Below are 19,421 nucleotides of genomic sequence, written 5' to 3' on the forward strand. Positions count from 1 at the left end.
AGCCGGCAGTTTAATCGATGATTAAATAATTCATTCCATTCAGAATCTGTGTGCGTCTGGTATCTTCCAGGTTCTGCCACTCATGAAAGCGAATATGCATCCGGTTGGTGTCCGCTGTCAACTCCAGGTAAGCTTCGGGATAATCTCTTGCCCAGTCCCAGACTTGTTTTTTGTAGTTCTCGAAATCAGATTCTGTAAAATTGACGGCTGTCCATTCCGGGAAAGGTCGTAGTGGAAGCTCGTGCAGCAAAGCATCAAGGTCGTAACCCTGAAGCAGTGCATTCAGTTCCTGCCCGGATTTGAGCGTAATGTGAATACTTCCTCTGAAGATAAACTGGACAGGTGCATTGTCTTGCCTCAGGTGCTCGTATTCCGAGACATCAAAATGCTGGATATTGAGCAACTCTTCAATCGTGAAATTGGATTCCGGTGCGGAAAATGAGAAGCTATTGCTGAAATAATTCCACAAAACCTGGAGTCTTGCAGGGTCAATCTGAGCAATTTTGGCAACGGTTGCCGGAAGGTGGTGTTTTTGAATGATCCTATTGGAGGCTATGGTTGAGTAGTTCGTTTGTGCAAACAAGTTGCCGGAAATGCCTGCTGACAGGCATAGTAGTAGGTACAACGACTTCATAAGCAATAGGGTTTATACACAAGTATACTAAATAACAGTTGGTTAGGAGAAAAACCAACGACTCAATGTATAAATCGCGACTTTCGTCGATTATTTAACAGCGTTCGGCGAATATTTAATGTAAAATTAACAGATGGTGAAATTTATGGTTTGTTAAGTAGCTGTTTCGTAGTGAATTGCAGAATTACACCTTCATTTTTACGTAAACTACGGCTTTCGTTTCGAAAAATTCTCCCGGGAAAATCGGTTGAAGCGGGTGGATGGTGTAAGCTTGTTTGACAGAAGCAAACTCTTCAGTCAGATCGCCGCCTTTCAGGTAGAGAATTCCGTTTGGAAGCGGGTTTTTGTTTTCGGAAAGAAACTTTCCTTTGGTCCATGGAAGGAACGCCGGCATCGCGGTCACGGCGCGGCTTACGATAAAATCGAACTGCTCTTTGATTTCTTCCGCCCGGGCGTGTGTTGCGCGAACGTTTTGGAGGTTCAGAGCTGCTGCAACTTCTTTGACGACTTTGATTTTTTTTCCGATGGAATCTACCAGGTGGAACTGAACTTCCGGAAACAGGATTGCCAGCGGAATACCCGGGAATCCTCCGCCGGTACCGATGTCAAGTACGTGTGATCCGGGAGCAAACGCCATGATTTTGGCAATTCCCAATGAATGCAGTACGTGGCGTTCGTAAAACTCATCCATATCCTTTCTCGAAATCACATTGATTTGTGCATTCCAGTGTTCATACAAATCCTTCAACTGCCCGAATTGAGCGCGTTGCACATCAGTAAGATCCGGGAAGTATTTTGAGATGAGTTCCATTTATTTTATACTTTAATTAACAATTATAAATTATCAAGGGGTTTACTCGTTAACCGGAAACCCCTTGATCATTAAATCAATGTATAATTGATAATTATTTTTTATCCTTCAATGAGTTTTCCTAAAGCATTATCGTAAATCTCTTTTGCTTCAGAGATGAATCCGAAATGCTCGTCGTCAACCATCATTTTTCCTTTTGTTACATGGCCAAGCAAGGTGTAATTCACGCCGCTTCCCATCATGTATTCGATGAATTCTTCTTCGGTTTCTTCCGGAACGGTTACGACTACACGGCTTTGAGCTTCTCCGAACAAGAAAGCATCTTCACGTACTTCAGAATCCGTCACGATGTCGAATCCAAGTCCGCGCGGCATAGACATCTCAACCAGGGTTACAAACAAACCTCCGTCAGCACAGTCGTGTGCCGCATTGATCAGTTCCAGCCCGATCAATCCTTTGATGGATTGCTGCAGGTCGTATTCTTTGTCCAAATCGAAGTGTGGAGCCGGTGAGGCATCAATTTTGTGGTATTTCGCCAGGTATTCGGAAGAAGAAATACAGTCAACTGAATCTCCCAAAACGAAGATCAAATCTCCTTTTTGTTTGAAATCCAAAGACATGATTTTTGATTTATCTTCCACCAAACCGATCATTCCGATGGTTGGAGTTGGGAAAACCGGAATCTCTTTTCCGCCGATATTACTTTGGTTGTAGAAGGAAACGTTTCCTCCCGTTACCGGAGTTTCAAATTTCAAACATGCTTTTGACATTCCCTTGATCGCTCCGACAAACTGCCAGTAGGATTCCGGGTTGTACGGGTTCCCGAAGTTCAGACAGTTCGTGATTGCACTTGGAATACCGCCGGACACAACAATGTTTCTTGCTGCTTCAGATACTGCGATTGCCGTTCCCACTTCCGGGTCAGCGTTTACGTAGCGTGAATTACAGTCAACAGTCATCGCTAATGCTTTCTCGGTTCCCTTCAGGTTCACGATCCCTGCATCTGTAGGACGGTTTGTCGACATCGTTTTTGTCCCGACCATGGAGTCGTACTGTTCGTAGACCCAACGCTTGGAAGCGATATTCGGCTGTCCCAACAGGAAGAACCCTACTTCTTTCAGGTTTTCAGGTTGTTCTACCGAATGGATATCGAATTTTTTGTATTCCTGGAAGTAAGCAGGCTCGGAATACTCACGCTGGTATTGCGGTGCTCCGCCTCCCAGTACCAAAGACTCAGCAGGAACGTCTCCTACCAATTCTCCGTTCATGTAGTAACGGATGCGGCCATCGTCTGTTACCGTTCCGATTTCTTCTGCATGCAAATCCCATTTCGTGAAAATATCTTTTACGATCTGCTCTTTTCCTTTGTGAATCACCACCAGCATACGCTCCTGGGATTCGGAAAGCAGAATTTCGTATGGAAGCATATTTTCCTGGCGGGTTGGTACACGGTCCAGGTGGATTTCCATTCCTACACCACCTCCGGCACTCATTTCACAGGTAGAGCAAGTGATTCCTGCTGCTCCCATGTCTTGCATTCCGACAATAGCATCGGTGTTTGCCAGCTCCATGGTTGCTTCCAAAAGCAATTTTTCCATGAACGGGTCACCCACCTGAACGGATGGAAGATCCTGTGCAGATTCTTCCGTAATATCTTTCGATGCAAATGCTGCTCCGGCAATTCCGTCTTTACCTGTTGCAGAACCAACAATGTAAACCGGGTTCCCCGGACCTTTCGCTTTTGCGGAAATCACTTTTTTCGTATCGATGATTCCTGCAGAGAATGCATTCACCAACGGGTTTTGGTTGTAAGATTTATCGAAGAATACTTCACCTCCTACGATCGGAATACCGAATGCGTTCCCGTAATCCCCGATTCCTTTTACCACTCCTTTTACGAGCCATTTGGTACGCGCTTCTTCAATGTCTCCGAAACGCAATGAGTTCAATTGAGCAACGGGGCGAGCACCCATCGTGAAAATATCACGGTTGATACCCCCAACACCTGTTGCAGCTCCCTGGTATGGCTCCAGAGCAGAAGGGTGGTTGTGAGATTCGATTTTGAACACACATCCGATTCCGTCACCCAGGTCAACCAATCCGGCATTTTCTTCTCCTGCTTTTACCAACATGTGAGGTCCGTCTTTTGGAAGTTGTTTCAGCCAGTAGATGGAGTTCTTGTACGAACAGTGTTCAGACCACATCACAGAATAAACAGCAGTTTCGGTGAAGTTTGGTGTGCGGCCCAGAATGCCTTTGATCATTTCAAATTCATCTGCGCGCAGTCCTAGTTCAACTGCCTGTTCAAGTGTCGCTTCTTGCTTAAGGGAAGTACTCATTTTATAAAAACTTTGACGCAAAAGTAATCATTCCTGTCTAATTCCGAATGCCTAATTCTGAATTCCGTATTGAAAATTCGGAGGAAAAAAGTTCAAAGAGTTCCCGTTTTTTTTAACACAGATTCAAACTGGCAGATGAGGATTAAAGATTCATGCTGTTCAGAAAGTTCAATAGTTTGAAAAGTTCGAAAAAACAGCTGATTGAACTTTTGAACTATTTCTAACCATTTGAACGGAGAAAATAGGAGCCTTCGATGAAAAAAACGAATGACCCGTAGTCTGTGATAAAGCTTAAACCCGGAAACGTGCTGAAACATTTTTTAAATTCGTTTCTTCGTGGCTGACGGCATTCGTAATTTATGAATTAACTTAGAGCCCGCATGGTATTCTCGCTTGTTTTCATTGCTTTGACCTGGTGTGTCTGGAAATTCAGAACGGAAGGGCTGTCGCGAACCAATCTGCTGATTGGCTGGGGGGTGAAACTGCTTTTCGGGATTTTGTTCATGGTAATCCACACCAAAATTTACGGAGTTGGAGAAATCACAGTCGATTGGGAGGAATACATGGACGACAGCGTGACGCTCAACAAAGTGGCCTGGCAGTCGGTCGGTGATTACCTGAAGTTTTTAACCGGCCTGAATTCCGAGTGGGATGTGCAGCATTACCTGGCTAATACACATCACTGGTCGGCGGGAGACCTGGATTTGATGAATGATTCCCGCAATGTACTCCGGATCAACAGCCTGATTGTGTTCCTGTCGGGAGGAAATGTTTATGTGCACGTACTTTTCTTTTCCTTCTTCTCTTTTGTCGGATTGCGGGAAATATTCATGGCTTTCAAAGAGCGGATTTTTTACGATAAACGCCTGTTCTGGTACGCACTCATTTTCTTTCCGAGTCTCAGTTTCTGGACCAGTTCGGTATTGAAAGAACCGCTGATGATTACCGGTTTTGCGTTTATTCTTCATGCCATGCTGGGGAATCTTTCCGGGAAAAGCAGGTTGTGGCGTTACGTATTGGGTTTTGTACTGATGCTTGCTTTCAAGCCGTATGTTTTGGGATGTTTGTTACTGGCTGTTCCCGTATATTTACTGGGGAAATATGTCTTCCGGAAACACGTTTTGCTGGCCCCTTTGAGCGCATTGGTTGCTGTTCTGATCATTTTTACGGTTTTCACCGATTTCCGGAAAACAGTGACACACCGGCTCACGCGCATGCAGTTTGATTTCGTCAATGTGGGACGGGGAGGAATTCACGCCTACGCCGATTCGTGTTTTTATTATTTCCGGAGGGATCAATACCCGGACATCCGGTTTTTGGCTTACGATACCATTCAACTGAGAAAACCGCTGGTGGCGAAGAAAGTAACCTTCGGGATGAATTATCCTTTTGACGATATCCGGCTGAAACCGGCCGATGGCCCCTGGTATGTGGTGTTTAAAGGAGAGTCCTGCGGAAGTTATGTTGAACTCACCCCGATCGGGAATGATTTTGGTCAGTTGGTGCGGAATATTCCCGAGGCGTTGATCAATGCATCATTCAGGCCGTCACCGTGGGATCCGGGAGGAAAACTGAAGATTGTCAACTTTGTAGAAGCCTGTGGTTTGTTCGGATTGCTGGTATTCGGCTTGTGGTACAACCGCGGAAGAAGAACACCGGAAGAGAAGAATATCCGGGTGTTTCTGTTCACCTTTGCACTTATTTTGCTGGTACTGATTGGCTGGACAACTCCCGTTTTGGGGGCGCTTGTCCGCTACCGGATGCCGGCTTACCTGGCTTTATTTTTAATAGCGGTAATGGGTTCCAGGCCGTTCAAATTTAAATTATGAAAAAGTACGTTTTAATCACAGGAGCAACAGCAGGTTTTGGAGAGGCAACTGCACGCATTTTTGCCGATAATGGATGGAATTTGGTGCTAACGGGCCGAAGAAATGAGCGTTTGGAAGCGCTTAAAGGAGAATTGAGCGCGAAGCAGGTAGACATCGTGTTGCTGAATTTTGATGTGCGCTCGGAAGAAGCAGTCAACAGGGCGGTGGCTTCCCTTTCGGAAGAAGTGAAGGCAAACCTGACAATCCTGATCAATAATGCGGGGTTGGCAGTTGGCCGCGGGCCGATTGATTCGGGAGATACCGATGACTGGAACCGCATGATCGATACAAATATCAAAGGATTGCTGTATGTGACACGCGCAGTTTCACCGATCCTGAAACAGAATGGCGGCGGACACATTGTGAATATTGCCAGTATTGCAGGAAAGGAAGTCTATGCAGGCGGAAACGTATATTGCGCTACCAAACACGCGGTGGATGCACTTTCACGCGCCATGCGTATCGACCTGGTTCACGATCACATCAAAGTAACGAATATTGCTCCGGGTGCGGCAGAAACCGAATTTTCACTGGTTCGTTTCAAAGGAAACGAGGAAACAGCGAAATTGGTTTACGACGGATATGATGCGCTGATGGCAGAAGACATTGCCGATGCGGTTTATTATGTCTGCTCCCGCCCGAAACACGTATGCATCAACGATTTGGTAATTATGCCGACAGCTCAGGCAAATTCAACAACATTTCACAAAACACATTAATTCAAAGCGATGAAAAAAGTTCTGTTCTTCTGTTTGGCGATACTGCTTTCGGTGTCCTGCATGAAAGGAAAGTCGGTTGATCTGGTGATCCACAATGCCAAAATCCATACGATGGATGATCAAAATACCATTGCCCAGGCCATTGCAATTAAAGATGGAAAAGTAGTGGAAGTAGGTCCCGACAGGCAGATCATGAATAAATATGCAGCCGATGAATTTATCGATGCGCAAGGGAAAGATATTTTTCCGGGTTTTGCCGATGCACACGGTCATCTGATGAGCCTGGCACGGATGAAACTCTCTGCCGACCTCACCGGAACCGGGTCGATGGATGAACTGCTGGTGCGGGTAGAGAAATACGCTCAGAAGAAAGAACGTCCGGTGATAGTGGGTCGTGGCTGGGATCAAAGCTTGTGGGGAAGTAAAGAACTTCCTACGAATGAAGAACTGAACAAACGCTTTCCGGATAAACCGGTGGTGCTTTACCGGATCGACGGACATGCGGTTTTGGTCAACGACGCAGCATTGAAAAAGTACGGCGTAAACGAAACAACCCACGTTGAGGGAGGCGAAGTATTGAAAAAAGCAGATGGAAAACCATCGGGTATTCTATTGGATAATGCGATTCCATTGATTGGAGAGAAACTGCCCGATTTTCCGGATGCAGAATTGTCGCAGGCGCTGCTGGAAATTCAAAACGAATTGTTTGGATATGGAATCACCGATGTGCATGAAGCCGGTTTAACCCCGCATGATTTTAAACTGCTTCGGAAATTGGTTCAGACCAACAAACTGACGCTCGGAATTTATGGAATGCTTTATCCTGTGAAAGAAAATGCGGATTTTGCGAAGAAACACGGTTTTTTGAAAGAGAAAAACCTGTTGGTGCGCTCGTTTAAAGTAATCGGAGACGGAGCGCTCGGGTCACGCGGAGCTTTGCTGAAACAGGCTTATTCGGATGATGTGCACAATCACGGGTTGCTCACCACTTCACTGGCAGATATGAAACGCTATTCGGCTTTGGCTGAATTAACCGGGTATCAGCTGAATATTCATGCGATCGGAGATTCGACAAACCGCCTGGTACTCGATCTGATTACGGAATATGCAAAACGGAATCCGGACCACCGTTGGAGAATCGAGCATGCGCAAGTGGTCGATGTAGCCGATTTTGATCTGCTGGCAGCTTCGGGAGCATTTCCGTCCGTACAACCGACACATGCGGTGAGTGATCAGCGCTGGGCCGAAGCGCGTTTGGGGAAAGACCGCCTGAAAGGAGCTTATGCCTACAATTCCCTGTTGCATAAAGCCGGAATGCTGGCAATCGGTACGGATTTCCCGGTAGAAGGGATGAACCCGTTCCTGACCATCCACGCGGCAGTGAACCGTAAAAATGCAGAGGGCAACCCGATTGAGGGTTTTTTGGTAGAAGAAGCGTTGACGGAAGAAGCCTGTCTGAGAGGAATGACAATCTGGGCGGCTTTTGCAAGTTTCCAGGAAGAAACGAAAGGAAGCCTGGAGAAAGGAAAAGATGCAACGCTGGTAATCCTGGATCGTCCGTTTCGCTCGAAAGGAACCTATCAGCCCAATTTCTCCTTTATGACCTTTATCAAAGGGAAGTCTGTTTTCTCAATGGAGTGACTTGGTTGCTCCCGTAGACTTCATAGGTAAATACGATGTGCTCTCTGTGTACTATGTGGTTTGTTTTCTCCCGCAGACCCATTGGTGTATTTATTCTGTAATGATCATCGGGTAATATATCTCTTCGCATCCTTTGCGGTTTTTACCGTTTGGCTTCTCATTTGTCTGATAGCCCGTATTTTCGGTTGTGAAGAGTGCTAAAATAAAAAAGGGCTCGCCGGCAAACGAACCCTACAAACCAAAAAACCAAAAACGATCAAACGCAAGTCATTTTTTTTCGTAACTTTCCAACTAGTTCATGAATTGCACTTGATCGAAGTTAGAAACTATATTCCCACAACATAAATGTAGGAACTAGATTCTTAACAGATGGGTGTGAAAAAACAAACAAGGGTTTTGGATGAACATTTTTGCACTATTGCTTAATTTTTAATACATATAATTGTGAGTGCTATTACAACTGATATGAATGAAGTAAGACGACTGTTTGACGTGCCTACTTATCAATTGAAAAATTTTCCGAATGCCTCCATGTTTGTAACGAAAATGGACGGTGTCTGGACACCTATGACGACCGAAGAGTTTGTAGCACTTACAAATCAGATTTCCAAAGGACTAGTGGAAATCGGCGTTTCAATTGGTGAGCGTGTGGCTCTTGTTTCACCCAACCGCGTAGAGTGGAATGTCATGGACATTGCCATCCAGCAGGTAGGTGCAATCGTAGTTCCTGTTTATCCGAATATTTCGGAACACGACTACGCGTATATCTTTAACGATGCCGGGATCAGGCACGCTTTTGTGAGCGGAGCGGATCTGGCTCATAAGATCCAGGGAGTTTCCTCCCAGATCAAAAGTCTGAAGAAGATATACACTTTTGATAAACTGGATGAATTTCCCCATTACCGCGATCTGATCGATCTGGGGGCAGATGTTCCCCAGAACAAAATCACGGAATTAAAAGCCAATGTCCGAAATGAGGATCTGGCAACAATCATTTACACTTCCGGAACCACCGGGAACCCGAAAGGGGTGATGCTTTCGCATAACAACCTCTTGTCGAATGTACTTTCCTGTAAATACAGTATTCCTGCGGATGAGCATTCACGCGTGCTGACCTTCTTACCAGTCTGTCACGTGTACGAACGCATGCTGCACTACCTGTATATGTATTGTGGTTCGGCAATCTATTTTGCGGAATCGATGGATACGATCGGGCCGAACCTGGTGGAAGTGAAACCGCACGTGTTTACAGCTGTTCCGCGTTTGCTGGAGAAGGTATTCGACCGGATTATGCTCAAAGGGGAAGAACTGACCGGGTTCAAACGCCGCATTTTCTTCTGGTCTGTTTCCGTTGCAGAAAAATACGATACAGGAAAATTGGGATTCTGGTATAAAATCAAACTGGGAATTGCGCGTAAACTGGTATTCTCCAAATGGCAGGAAGCTTTAGGAGGAGAAGTAAAAGCTATTGCTTCCGGCTCAGCTGCGTTGCAGCCGCGTTTGGCTCAAATCTTCCTGGCGGCAGGAGTAAATGTACTGGAAGGTTACGGATTGACGGAAACGTCGCCGGTGATTTCGGTAAACTGTCTGAAGAAAGGAATTAAGATCGGAACAGTAGGTCCGTTGATTGACGGAGTAAAAGTAAAAATCGCAGAAGACGGTGAAATCCTGGTGAAAGGTCCGAATGTCATGATGGGGTATTACAACCTTCCGGATAAAACGGCCGAAGCGATTGACGCTCAGGGATGGTTCCATACGGGAGATATCGGGATGTTTGTAGATGACATTTTCCTGAAGATCACAGACCGCAAAAAGGAGATTTTCAAAACGTCGGGAGGAAAGTATATCATTCCTCAGGCGATGGAAAATACCTTCAAGGAATCACGTTTTATTGAACAGATTATGGTGTTGGGAGAAGGACAGAAATTCCCGGCAGCACTCATCGTTCCTGCTTTCCCGTTTGTGAAAGAATGGGCGAGTCGTAAAGGGATCAAGATCGGTGATTCTCCGGAGGAAATTGCGAAAAACGCAGATGTGATTGCCCGTATTCAGCAAGAAGTAGACCGAATCAACACCGGTTACGGAAACTGGGAGAAGATCAAGAAATTTGCCTTGCTAGCAAAAGAATTCGGAATCGAATCAGGAGAATTGACTCCGACGTTGAAACTGAAGCGGAAAATCATCCTGGAGAAATACAAAACAGTCGTGGATGGCTTTTATGAAGAGCATCACCACGAGTAAAGTGAAAATTGATAATGGAAAATTGAAAAGCCGGGATGATTCCGGCTTTTTTGTTTATGCGAAATTCTTTGAGTTCATGCCGAAGTCTGCGCCTTGGCGTTGAAAGCAAATAAAATCTCAGGTATCTTTTTCTTCGTAAGGAAGCTTTGCTCGTAATTAGCGTTTAAATCGCGTCTTTCGTCTGCTCCATCATTTGAGCGAGAAAATCCCGTGCGCGGAATAACTGCGCTTTGACCGTTCCCAAAGGAAGGTTCAGTTCATCCGCAATCTCTTCGTAGCTCAATTCTTCGAAATAGCGCTTCTCGATCAGTTCGCGGTAACGTGGTTTCAATTTGCTCACCAGCTGGCGCATGTGCTTCACCTTTTGGTTGTGGATGATGTTTTCTTCCGGGTCGCGGGTTTCCGAACGGGCATCAATACCAATTGCTTCACCGTCTTCGTTGGTGTAGCCACTATCCATCGAAGTGAGCTTGATACGCTTTTTGCGGATAAAATCGATACAGTTATTGGATGCAATTTTGAATAGCCAGGTCGAAAATGCAAAGCTTGGAGAATATTGATCCAAACGGCTGAAGGCCTTTCCGAATGCTTCAATCGTGAGATCGTCCGCGTCATCGGTATTCCGTACCATTTTCATCATCATGAAGTAGATGGATTCACGGTAACGGTCCATTAACTGCGCGTAGGCACTCTGGTCGCCGTTTCGGGCCTGATCCACCAAAATAAGGTCGATGCGGGCCTTGTCCGATAAGTGATCTCCAACTACTTCCATCTCGAAGAATTTTTTTGCAATGCTGAGTAATAAAAAAATGGAAGTACCAAAACATATGCCAGGTCGGTCAGAGGCAGTAAAGCAATAAATCCGGGCGACTTGAGTTTTTTAAAACAAACTCCGAGCAGCCACCACTTTATCAGTGTTACGAAACCAAATCCGGCCAGGGCATGTATCCACCATCCACTTTGTAAGATCAAAAGAACGAAAGATATCAGCATTAAAATCAAGCTCGCCGGATATATTCCTAACATTACTTTCTTGAAAACCTTGTAGCGCGGAGAAGTGGTGTAATGACGCGATTTTTGTAAAACAAATGATTCCCAGTTGTCTTTGGCTTCGCTGTATTGAAACGATTCCGGGTCGAGCTGGATCGTGTAATTGTTTTTACGTGCCGCTTCCTGGATGAACAGGTCATCATCTCCCGACATGAGTGAATAATGCGATTTGAACCCATTGGTGGATTGAAAAACGCTTTTGGTGTAAGCCATGTTACGACCTACTCCCATGTATGGTACGCGGTTGATTGCCATCGAGAAGTAATTCACAGCAATCATTGTGGTATCGAAACGGATAATTTTATTGAGGAAGCCTTTGCGCTTGTTGTAGGGCCCGTAACCCAAAACAATCTGCTTTTTGTCGCTGAATTTCTCCACGATTTTACGGAGCCACAGGTCGCTTGCCGGCACACAGTCTGCATCGGTGAATACCAAATGTTCGTAGCGGGCCTTCTTGATTCCCATCGTGAGTGGAAATTTCTTGCTTGGAGCCAAATGTTTGCTTCGTTCCACTTCCATGACCACCAGGTTGGGGTATTGACGGCTCAGGGCATCAAGCAGGTACTTCGAATCATCCATCGACTGGTTGTTGATCACCACCACTTCAAACGGAGCCGGGTAGTCCTGTTCCAGGATTTTCGGGAGATTCTGATACAAATTGTCCGACTCATTCCGTGCGGCGATTACGATGGAAACCGGTGGTAAATCCGAAGAAACGGATTTGTTTTTCCAAAAAGCCAGTCGTCCGAAGAAGAGTATGCTGTAGAGTAATTGTATGAATGCCAGACCGGCAAAAATCCAATAGATGTAAAATACGACGCTGTCCTGTAATTCGGGGATTATTTTCATTAATGTGTCTTCTTCGCGTACAAAGATGGGGCACTTTCCGAAATCCCCGTTATCTTTGCAGCGTTTATTTTTCAACAGAATTATGCACTTCGAATTAAAGCATACCGATCCGCAGTCCAAGGCAAGAGCCGGATTGATTCATACTGACCACGGTACGATTGAAACCCCGATTTTTATGCCGGTAGGAACGCAGGGAACGGTAAAAGGAGTGCACCAGCAGGAATTGCGGGATGATGTTGAAGCTCAGATTATCCTGGGAAACACCTTTCATTTATACCTGCGTCCGGGACTGGAAGTACTTGAGGGAGCGGGAGGATTGCACCAGTTTATCGGCTGGGAACGCCCGATTCTGACCGATAGCGGCGGCTACCAGGTGTATTCACTGGCAAAAAGCCGGAAAATCACCGAAGAAGGTGTGCGTTTTCAATCGCACCACGACGGAAGTTACCATTTCTTTTCCCCGGAACGTGCCATCGATATTCAGCGTACGATCGGGGCAGATATCATTATGGCATTCGACGAGTGTACACCGTACCCGTGTGATTACAACTATGCGAAGCGCTCCATGCACATGACGCACCGCTGGTTGAAGCGTTGTATTTCCCAGATGGATGCTACGGAGCCGAAATACGGTTATTCCCAGGCCTTGTTCCCGATTGTTCAGGGAAGTGTTTACCCGGATTTGCGAAAAGAATCTGCGGAGTTTATCGCTGCGCAAGGGGCCGTAGGAAACGCAATCGGTGGATTGTCTGTCGGAGAACCGGATGAAGACATGTACAGTATGACGGATTTGGTTTGTTCCATTCTGCCTGCTGATAAACCGCGTTATTTGATGGGAGTTGGAACACCGGTGAATATTCTTGAAGGAATTGCGCTGGGTGTAGATATGTTCGACTGTGTGATGCCGTCGCGCAATGCACGCCACGGAATGTTGTTCACTTCCGAAGGAACGATTAATATCAAAAACCAGAAGTGGAGTATGGATTTTTCTCCACTGGATACAAACGGCACGGCTTATGTAGACCAGGTTTACACGAAGGCTTACCTGCACCATTTGATCAAGGCGAAAGAAAATCTGGCGATTCAAATTGCGACCATTCACAATTTAGCCTTTTATTTGGCGTTGGTTAAGGAAGCCCGCAGACGCATCCTGGACGGAACTTTCAGAACCTGGAAGGACGAGCAGGTGAAAAAACTGGGAAGAAGGATTTAATGCTCAAAATTTTAGACCGATATATCATCCGGAAGTTCCTCTCGACATTCTTTTTTATGTTGGGGGTGATTATGCTTTTGGCGATGGTTTTCGATGTGGCGGAGCGCTTACCTGAATTTATTCATAACCAGGCTCCTTTGCGGGCAATTGTGTTCGATTATTACTTCAATTTCCTGTTGTATTACGGGAATACCTTTTCGTCGATGATCATCTTCATTTCGGTGATCTGGTTTACGGCAAAAATGGCCCAGGAAGCGGAAATCATCCCGATGCTCAACAGCGGAAGGCCATTTACGCGGATTCTGCGTCCGTACATGATCGCTGCAACAATCCTCATGCTGATGTCGTTGGTTCTGAACCATTTTGTGTTGCCGCGTGCAAACCGGGTGCGCCTGGATTTTGAGGAATCATTCTATCGCGACCGTTTATTGGTAGAGAATTATCATGCCGAATTTCCGGGGAATGAGCTGGTTCATTATGGAAGTTACAGTTCGACCGAATCGATTATCAATGATTTTGTGATTGAACGCTACGATAACAAAAACCGCCTGATTCATTTCCTGAAAGCACGTACGGCAGAAGTGGATTCCGGGACAACAAACTGGCATCTGACAGATGTCTTTGAACGGAAAATCACGTATCTCGACACGCTAAAGCCGGATTTGAAATTGCACACCAAGGCCTTTGATCAGAAAATCCAGCTCATTGAAGAACACAAAAAAGACACCGTTCTGCCGTATCATATCGATGACATGGCGATTCGCGAGAATATTGCCGAAGCGATGACCTATACGGAGCTGCGGGCCTTTATCCGCAAGGAGAAAGAGAAAGGAAATTCGAATGTGCCGTCATTTGAGATAGAACTCTACCAGCGAACCAGCTACCCCTTTGCAACTTACGTCCTGACATTGATTGGGGTGAGTGTTTCGAGCAGGAAAAAGCGCGGCGGAATCGGGATTAACATTGCGATCGGGCTTTTGTTCGTGTTCATTTATATCTTTGCAATGAAAGTGACCACGGTTGCTGCTACGACAGTTGGTTTTCCTCCGGTTGCAGCTGTTTGGCTCCCGAATGTTATTTTTGGCATTTTAGCCATATTCTTATACCGTATTGCTCCAAAGTAACGAAATGAAGCAGATCATCAGCTTACTTCTTTTCTCCCTGATTGTTTTCGGTGCGCATGCGCAGATCGTGAACATTGAAAACCGCCGAATCTACGAAGATACTTCGGGGTGGAGCGGTTCGTTGGATGCCGGGATGTCGGTGACACAAAACTCTTCCGATGTATTGTATTCCGGGAATTTCCGTCCGCGGGCGCAGTATAAGACGCGGAAGAATTTCTACCTGATGATCGCTGATCTGAACTATACCGCTTCGAATAAAACGACGTATGCCAATTCGGGGATGGCGCATTTCAGGTATGCCCGGCGGATTCATAACAGTCCGTGGAAGTGGGAGGCTTATACACAGATTCAATACAATCAACTGCTGAATCAGCGGGTTCGCTACCTGATCGGAACGGGGCCGCGCTGGAAGTTTATCGATACGAATAACGTGCGTTTTTTTGTAGGAACATCGACTTTTTGGGAATACGAAGAACTGACGCAGGATGGGATTATCAACAGTAATTTCCGCTGGAGTAATTACCTGAGTTGGTTTATCCGTACGAAAACCGGGTTTAGTTTTTCTGCAACTACTTACTACCAGCCGCGCTGGGACAAAATAAAGGATTTTCGTTTCTCCGGACAGTATCAAATTGCCCAGGCAATCACCAAAAGATTGGATATGCGGATTGAATTTAACCTTTTTTACGATAGTGCTCCACCGGTCAATGTGCGCAAAACGGTATTCAGTTCTTCAGCCGGGTTTCGCGTGCGGTTGGGCGAATAAAAGGCGCTTGTTTTTTTAGTGAATTTCACCGGACTTTTGAAATTGTTAATACTTTTTTAACAAAAAATGATGCCTGCTTTGATTTATTTCTGTTTATATTGATTGAAGTTAAAACACAAAAGTAAGTAATATGAAGAAGTTAGTTTTAGGAGTTTCAGCAATGGCATTGCTGTCCCTGGCATCGTGTAAGAAGGATTACAATTGTGAATGTACCTACCAGGATACTGGCAATACCACTATTACCGAGAACAAAACAATTAAGAACGCAACGCTCAGTGATGCGAAAAAAACATGTGATAGCTATGAATCACAAGGTACTGTCACTAAGACCTGTACACTTTTATAGTGTGGAAGGTTTTTTATAAACAAACTGGCTAAAGGCTGTCTTCGGGCAGCCTTTTTGTTGGGGGATGAGTTTTGGATTTGTTCGGAAGCCTCTGGAAATGGACTTTTTACACATTTCGATAGACTTCGGCGTGAGCTCAGTCGAACGTCAGCGGGATTATAAATTTGTAAAATGGTATCTAAAACTCGTCCAGATGATTGTGAACCGCATCCTTCTTCCGCGTCAGCAAGAATAAAATCAACACGGTGAGTGTGCAGAAAAAGAAACCGGCCCCTGACACAATCGCCATCACCAGGTAGTTTCCGTCTCCGATTTCATCAAAGAGTTTATTCCCGATAAACATGGACAGAAAGCCGTATGCCGACAAAGCGAGCCCGCTGAATGTTCCCATGAGTTTCTGCGGTGAATACTGAAGGATAAGGCTCAGCAGGGTAGGCACGATCATGATTTCTCCGAGGAAATTCAGAATGATGAACGTACTCATGAAAACCGGGCTGTCGGTTTGGCTGTTTTCCAGCGTTAAAATCGCTGCGAAGATGGAGATTGTTGCGAACCCGAACCCGATAACCACTTTCAGCAGAGAAGGAAACTTGAAGCGGTTCCAGAGGATTCCGAAAATCAGGTATCCGACCAATGGGATCAGCGCGGGGATCAGGGAGACAAACAAGTTGACACTTCCGGATCGGAAACCGCTGTAAGTGGAGTAGGTCATGGAGCGGTTGGTAAGCTGAATGAACAGCCAGTAGAGGAATAACCCGAAAATCGAAAGGAAAATGGTTTCGTTGACGCGGTTGTTTCCGGTGTCTTGCACGGAATCGTCTATCGCAGAGTCAGGGCCTGCTTTTTTCACAAGGAAACTCAATCCGGCAATGACCGCAAAGCAAATGATGCAGGAAATGAATCCGGCACGGAAGGTTGATGCCAGCTCCAGGTAGTGGAATGCGAGCGGGGCCAGGAAAGATCCGAGATTGATTGCAAAGGTGTTGAGACTTACTGCGCCGTCTAGTTTATGTTTCCGGCTACTGTATAACAAACCGATCGATTTGAGTATAGCGGGCGAAAAGAGCGATTGTCCGGCGATAAACACAAACATTCCGAGATAGAACAAGCCCAACTTTTCCTGCATGAACAGGACGATTCCCAGGATTTGCAGACCACAGCTGACCAGGAATGCAATCTTGTTTCCGAAAAGAAAATCGACCATCAAACCGCCGAAAATGCGTGCAAATAGCAGGGCAGACGAAAACGTGAAGAGCAATTCCGTTGCATCATCACCATACAGGTTCATAGCTTCGCTGATGAGGTAGCTGTAAGCAAAAGTCTGCAATCCGTAATAAACGAAACGCTCAAGGAAAAGCATGCTGTTGAGCACGCTTGCCTGTTCTAAGAAGTAGTATTTATTGTTTGTTGGCATAGTTGTTATTTCAGTCTTTAGGGTTTTCAGTAAAATGAAGGTGTTCAGAAAGTTCAATGAATAGCATTCGATTCAAAAATTGAACGTTTGAACCATTTTAACTTACTTAATCCACATCAGTTTTTCGCGTTCCACTTTTAGGCGCATAAATCCGAATACCACGGTTAGCAGATGTCCTTTGATTTCTTCAACGGTTCCGCTTTGCTTGGTTTCAATCATTTTAACGGTTGAACCGACCACAATTTTATCCCGTTGGTAAAGATCTTCTTCCTGCTTTTGAGTTTTTCGCTTTTTGGCAACGGGTTTCTGAGGTTTTTGCTGCATCAGTTCCACCTTGCGTTTTGCTTCCTCGATTTTTGATTTTTCAACCATCAGGTATTTACGCACATCTTCCATCAACGCGCTGTTCGCTTCTTTCTTGCGGGTTTTGGTCTGGTACCGGTCGATGAAGGCCTTCATCTTTTTCCCCGAGTTGATATACACGTTGTTCTTTTCGGCCAAATCTTGCTGCGCGCGCAGGCGTTCGTCAATGCGTTTCTTCTTCTCAATGAATTCTTCACGTGCCGAATTAGCCAGTTCCTGTGCTTCGATGTGTTCCTTGTTCAGGCGTTGCAGGTACATTTTTTCGCGGTTCAGCTCATTCAGCAAGTGATCCATTTTTACCCGGTTCTGATCCAGTTTTCCTTTGGCCTGTTCAATCAGATCCATTGGGATACCATTCATTTGGGCAACTTCGAACGTAAAGGAACTTCCCGGTTGTCCCATAGAGAAACGATATAGAGGTTCCAGTGTTTCGGTATTGAAGAGCATACAGCCGTTTACCGCATTCGGAAGCCGGTCTGCCTTGAGTTTGATATTAGCGTAATGTGTCGTGATGACCCCATACGATTTCTTGTTGTACAATTCCTCGAAAAAGACTTCAGCCAGCGCTCCTCCGAGTTCCGGATCCGATCCTGTTCCGAATTCATCCAGTAACAAAAGGGTTCGTTTATTGGAAACCTTCAGGAAGAACTTCATGCGTTTCAGGCGGTAGGAATAGGTGCTCAACTCGTTCTCGATAGACTGATTGTCGCCAATATCGGTTAATACCTGCTGGAAGAAACAGAATTTGCTGTTTTCGTGCACCGGTATGAGCAAACCTGCCTGCAACATGATTTGCAGCAAACCGATCGTTTTCAGCGTAATGGATTTTCCCCCGGCATTTGGCCCGGAAATAACCAGCATGCGGCTGTTCGGATCCAGGATCAGGCTTTGCGGAAGCGTTGTTTTTCCTAATGCCTTATTGGTTTTCCAGAGAATCGGGTGGAAGGCATCAATCAGTTCGATGCGCGTATTCCGCACAATTCCAGGTAAATTTGCGTTTAAATCAAGTGCCAGTTTGGTTTTGGCATTGATGAAGTCGAATTCGGTGAGCAAATGCTGGTATGCTTCGATCAATGGAAGATGATGCGCAATTTCGCGGGTCAACTCCTGCAAAATCCGGAAAATCTCCTTGCGCTCATCGTCGAGTGTCATCTCCAGTTCGTTATTCAGTGGAATATTGATTGCAGGTTCAATAAAGGTCAGACTTCCCGTTTTGGAAGAACCCATAACCATTCCGCCTACTTTCCGCTTGTGACTCGATTGAACGGTCAATACCCGCCGCTCGTTGACGAAGGTTTCCTTGGTGTCGCCTAAAAGTCCTTCTTTCAGGTAGCGACGCATTTCTTTATCGAAATTGCGGTTAATCTGGTTGCGCAGTTTGTTGATCTGCTGGCGAATGACAAACAATTCCGGTGAAGCATCGTCTTTGATCTGTCCGCGCCGGTCGAATACTTTATCGATAGCCTCGATCAGTTCCCGGGTAAAATAGACCTGTCCCAGCAGGGCAAAGAGATTCGGATAATCCTGTGAACGCTTGTCGAAAAAATGGAGGATTTGATTCACCAGGTCTGAAGCACGCGTAATACGAACAAAGCCTTCCTGCTGTAAAACGGCATTGCGGATCGGGAGCAGGCGAATTTCAGTCAAGAGCTCTTCAAAATCCAGCGCAGGAAACGATTCGCCTTCCACACGAATGCTTTTGAACTCGTTGAGGCGGTGTAATTCAAATTCGATGGCACTGAAGTCGTTGTTCGGTGCCAGGTTCTCCAGGCGGTTTTTCGCCGTGTCTCCAATACTGAATGCAGCCAGCCATTCTCTGATCTGGTTAAACTCCAGGTCGCGAAGTGTTTGCTGATCAAATCCTTTCATGATGTAAAAATAAGGGCAATTTGGAAGCTGGCAAGAGACTACTTCGGATTAATTCAAAATGAGACGTAAAATAATGGAAGTCGTTAGTGAATGTCATGGGGTAAAATCAGAAGAATCATATCAATCACCAAATGATCGTTCGTAAAAAACGCAAAGGCGAGCCGAAGCCCGCCT

14 protein-coding genes are annotated in these 19,421 nt (G+C 45.6%); 7 read left to right on the forward strand and 7 right to left on the reverse strand.

Annotated features, from left to right (window positions below; all coding sequences use genetic code 11):
- Positions 1-10: 10 nt before the first annotated feature.
- From ABDV94_RS15245 to purL, 3 genes are all read right to left on the reverse strand, one after another.
- Complete coding sequence (locus tag ABDV94_RS15245; protein ID WP_343748069.1) at positions 11-634, reverse strand: hypothetical protein; 624 nt, start codon at positions 632-634, stop codon at positions 11-13.
- 184 nt (positions 635-818) lie between these two features.
- Entirely contained in the window at positions 819-1,445 is a 627-nt protein-coding gene (rsmG, locus tag ABDV94_RS15250) for a 16S rRNA (guanine(527)-N(7))-methyltransferase RsmG (protein ID WP_343748070.1), read from the reverse strand.
- Positions 1,446-1,546: 101 nt separating this feature from the next.
- Complete coding sequence (purL, locus tag ABDV94_RS15255) at positions 1,547-3,784, reverse strand: phosphoribosylformylglycinamidine synthase subunit PurL (RefSeq protein ID WP_343748071.1); 2,238 nt, start codon at positions 3,782-3,784, stop codon at positions 1,547-1,549.
- Between the two features lie 380 nt (positions 3,785-4,164).
- On the opposite strand from purL, the gene ABDV94_RS15260 reads away from it, so the two are divergent.
- The 4 genes from ABDV94_RS15260 (at position 4,165) to ABDV94_RS15275 (ending at position 10,253) form a co-directional block, all read left to right on the forward strand.
- Positions 4,165-5,613, forward strand: a complete 1,449-nt coding sequence (locus ABDV94_RS15260) for a hypothetical protein (protein ID WP_343748072.1) — start codon at positions 4,165-4,167, stop codon at positions 5,611-5,613.
- On the forward strand, positions 5,610-6,371 hold the full coding sequence (locus ABDV94_RS15265) for an SDR family NAD(P)-dependent oxidoreductase (protein ID WP_343748073.1): 762 nt from the start codon (positions 5,610-5,612) through the stop codon (positions 6,369-6,371). Before ABDV94_RS15260 ends, ABDV94_RS15265 begins: the two co-directional genes overlap by 4 nt.
- 9 nt (positions 6,372-6,380) lie before the next feature.
- A complete protein-coding gene (locus ABDV94_RS15270; protein WP_343748074.1) occupies positions 6,381-8,012 on the forward strand; it encodes an amidohydrolase in 1,632 nt (543 codons plus the stop codon).
- A gap of 444 nt (positions 8,013-8,456) precedes the next feature.
- On the forward strand, positions 8,457-10,253 hold the full coding sequence (locus ABDV94_RS15275; RefSeq protein ID WP_343748075.1) for an AMP-dependent synthetase/ligase: 1,797 nt from the start codon (positions 8,457-8,459) through the stop codon (positions 10,251-10,253).
- A gap of 163 nt (positions 10,254-10,416) precedes the next feature.
- Here ABDV94_RS15275 and ABDV94_RS15280 read toward each other — a convergent pair whose 3' ends face one another.
- Positions 10,417-11,025 carry a sigma-70 family RNA polymerase sigma factor gene (locus ABDV94_RS15280; RefSeq protein WP_343748076.1) on the reverse strand — a complete coding sequence of 203 codons (609 nt, stop codon included), beginning with the start codon at positions 11,023-11,025 and terminating at the stop codon, positions 10,417-10,419.
- Positions 11,016-12,152 (reverse strand): glycosyltransferase, encoded by a 1,137-nt coding sequence (locus ABDV94_RS15285; protein WP_343748077.1) that lies wholly within the window; start codon positions 12,150-12,152, stop codon positions 11,016-11,018. The genes ABDV94_RS15280 and ABDV94_RS15285 overlap by 10 nt, the downstream gene beginning before the upstream one ends.
- 82 nt (positions 12,153-12,234) lie before the next feature.
- Between ABDV94_RS15285 and tgt the strand changes: the two genes are divergently transcribed.
- The 3 genes from tgt to ABDV94_RS15300 are packed head-to-tail and all read left to right on the forward strand — an operon-like array spanning position 12,235 to position 15,255.
- Complete coding sequence (gene tgt, locus ABDV94_RS15290; RefSeq protein WP_343748078.1) at positions 12,235-13,365, forward strand: tRNA guanosine(34) transglycosylase Tgt; 1,131 nt, start codon at positions 12,235-12,237, stop codon at positions 13,363-13,365.
- On the forward strand, positions 13,365-14,489 hold the full coding sequence (locus tag ABDV94_RS15295) for an LptF/LptG family permease (protein WP_343748079.1): 1,125 nt from the start codon (positions 13,365-13,367) through the stop codon (positions 14,487-14,489). Before tgt ends, ABDV94_RS15295 begins: the two co-directional genes overlap by 1 nt.
- Positions 14,490-14,493: 4 nt before the next feature.
- Positions 14,494-15,255, forward strand: a complete 762-nt coding sequence (locus ABDV94_RS15300; RefSeq protein WP_343748080.1) for a DUF481 domain-containing protein — start codon at positions 14,494-14,496, stop codon at positions 15,253-15,255.
- Between the two features lie 524 nt (positions 15,256-15,779).
- On the opposite strand, the gene ABDV94_RS15305 is transcribed toward ABDV94_RS15300, so the two are convergent.
- Both ABDV94_RS15305 and ABDV94_RS15310 read right to left on the reverse strand, forming a co-directional pair.
- Positions 15,780-17,015, reverse strand: a complete 1,236-nt coding sequence (locus ABDV94_RS15305) for an MFS transporter (protein WP_343748081.1) — start codon at positions 17,013-17,015, stop codon at positions 15,780-15,782.
- Between the two features lie 102 nt (positions 17,016-17,117).
- Positions 17,118-19,247 carry a DNA mismatch repair protein MutS gene (locus ABDV94_RS15310; protein WP_343748082.1) on the reverse strand — a complete coding sequence of 710 codons (2,130 nt, stop codon included), beginning with the start codon at positions 19,245-19,247 and terminating at the stop codon, positions 17,118-17,120.
- Between the last annotated feature and the right edge of the window lie 174 nt (positions 19,248-19,421).

It is taken from the genome of Fluviicola sp., assembly GCF_039596355.1.
Taxonomy (GTDB): Bacteria; Bacteroidota; Bacteroidia; order Flavobacteriales_D; family Crocinitomicaceae; genus Fluviicola.

Bases quoted from the DNA above. Each gene is read 5' to 3' on its own strand.
- ABDV94_RS15245 (WP_343748069.1), bottom strand. From the start codon at position 634: ATGAAGTCGTTGTACCTACTACTATGCCTGTCAGCAGGCATTTCCGGC.
- rsmG (WP_343748070.1), bottom strand. From the start codon at position 1,445: ATGGAACTCATCTCAAAATACTTCCCGGATCTTACTGATGTGCAACGC.
- purL (WP_343748071.1), bottom strand. From the start codon at position 3,784: ATGAGTACTTCCCTTAAGCAAGAAGCGACACTTGAACAGGCAGTTGAA.
- ABDV94_RS15260 (WP_343748072.1), top strand. From the start codon at position 4,165: ATGGTATTCTCGCTTGTTTTCATTGCTTTGACCTGGTGTGTCTGGAAA.
- ABDV94_RS15265 (WP_343748073.1), top strand. From the start codon at position 5,610: ATGAAAAAGTACGTTTTAATCACAGGAGCAACAGCAGGTTTTGGAGAG.
- ABDV94_RS15270 (WP_343748074.1), top strand. From the start codon at position 6,381: ATGAAAAAAGTTCTGTTCTTCTGTTTGGCGATACTGCTTTCGGTGTCC.
- ABDV94_RS15280 (WP_343748076.1), bottom strand. From the start codon at position 11,025: ATGGAAGTAGTTGGAGATCACTTATCGGACAAGGCCCGCATCGACCTT.
- ABDV94_RS15285 (WP_343748077.1), bottom strand. From the start codon at position 12,152: ATGAAAATAATCCCCGAATTACAGGACAGCGTCGTATTTTACATCTAT.
- tgt (WP_343748078.1), top strand. From the start codon at position 12,235: ATGCACTTCGAATTAAAGCATACCGATCCGCAGTCCAAGGCAAGAGCC.
- ABDV94_RS15295 (WP_343748079.1), top strand. From the start codon at position 13,365: ATGCTCAAAATTTTAGACCGATATATCATCCGGAAGTTCCTCTCGACA.
- ABDV94_RS15300 (WP_343748080.1), top strand. From the start codon at position 14,494: ATGAAGCAGATCATCAGCTTACTTCTTTTCTCCCTGATTGTTTTCGGT.
- ABDV94_RS15305 (WP_343748081.1), bottom strand. From the start codon at position 17,015: ATGCCAACAAACAATAAATACTACTTCTTAGAACAGGCAAGCGTGCTC.
- ABDV94_RS15310 (WP_343748082.1), bottom strand. From the start codon at position 19,247: ATGAAAGGATTTGATCAGCAAACACTTCGCGACCTGGAGTTTAACCAG.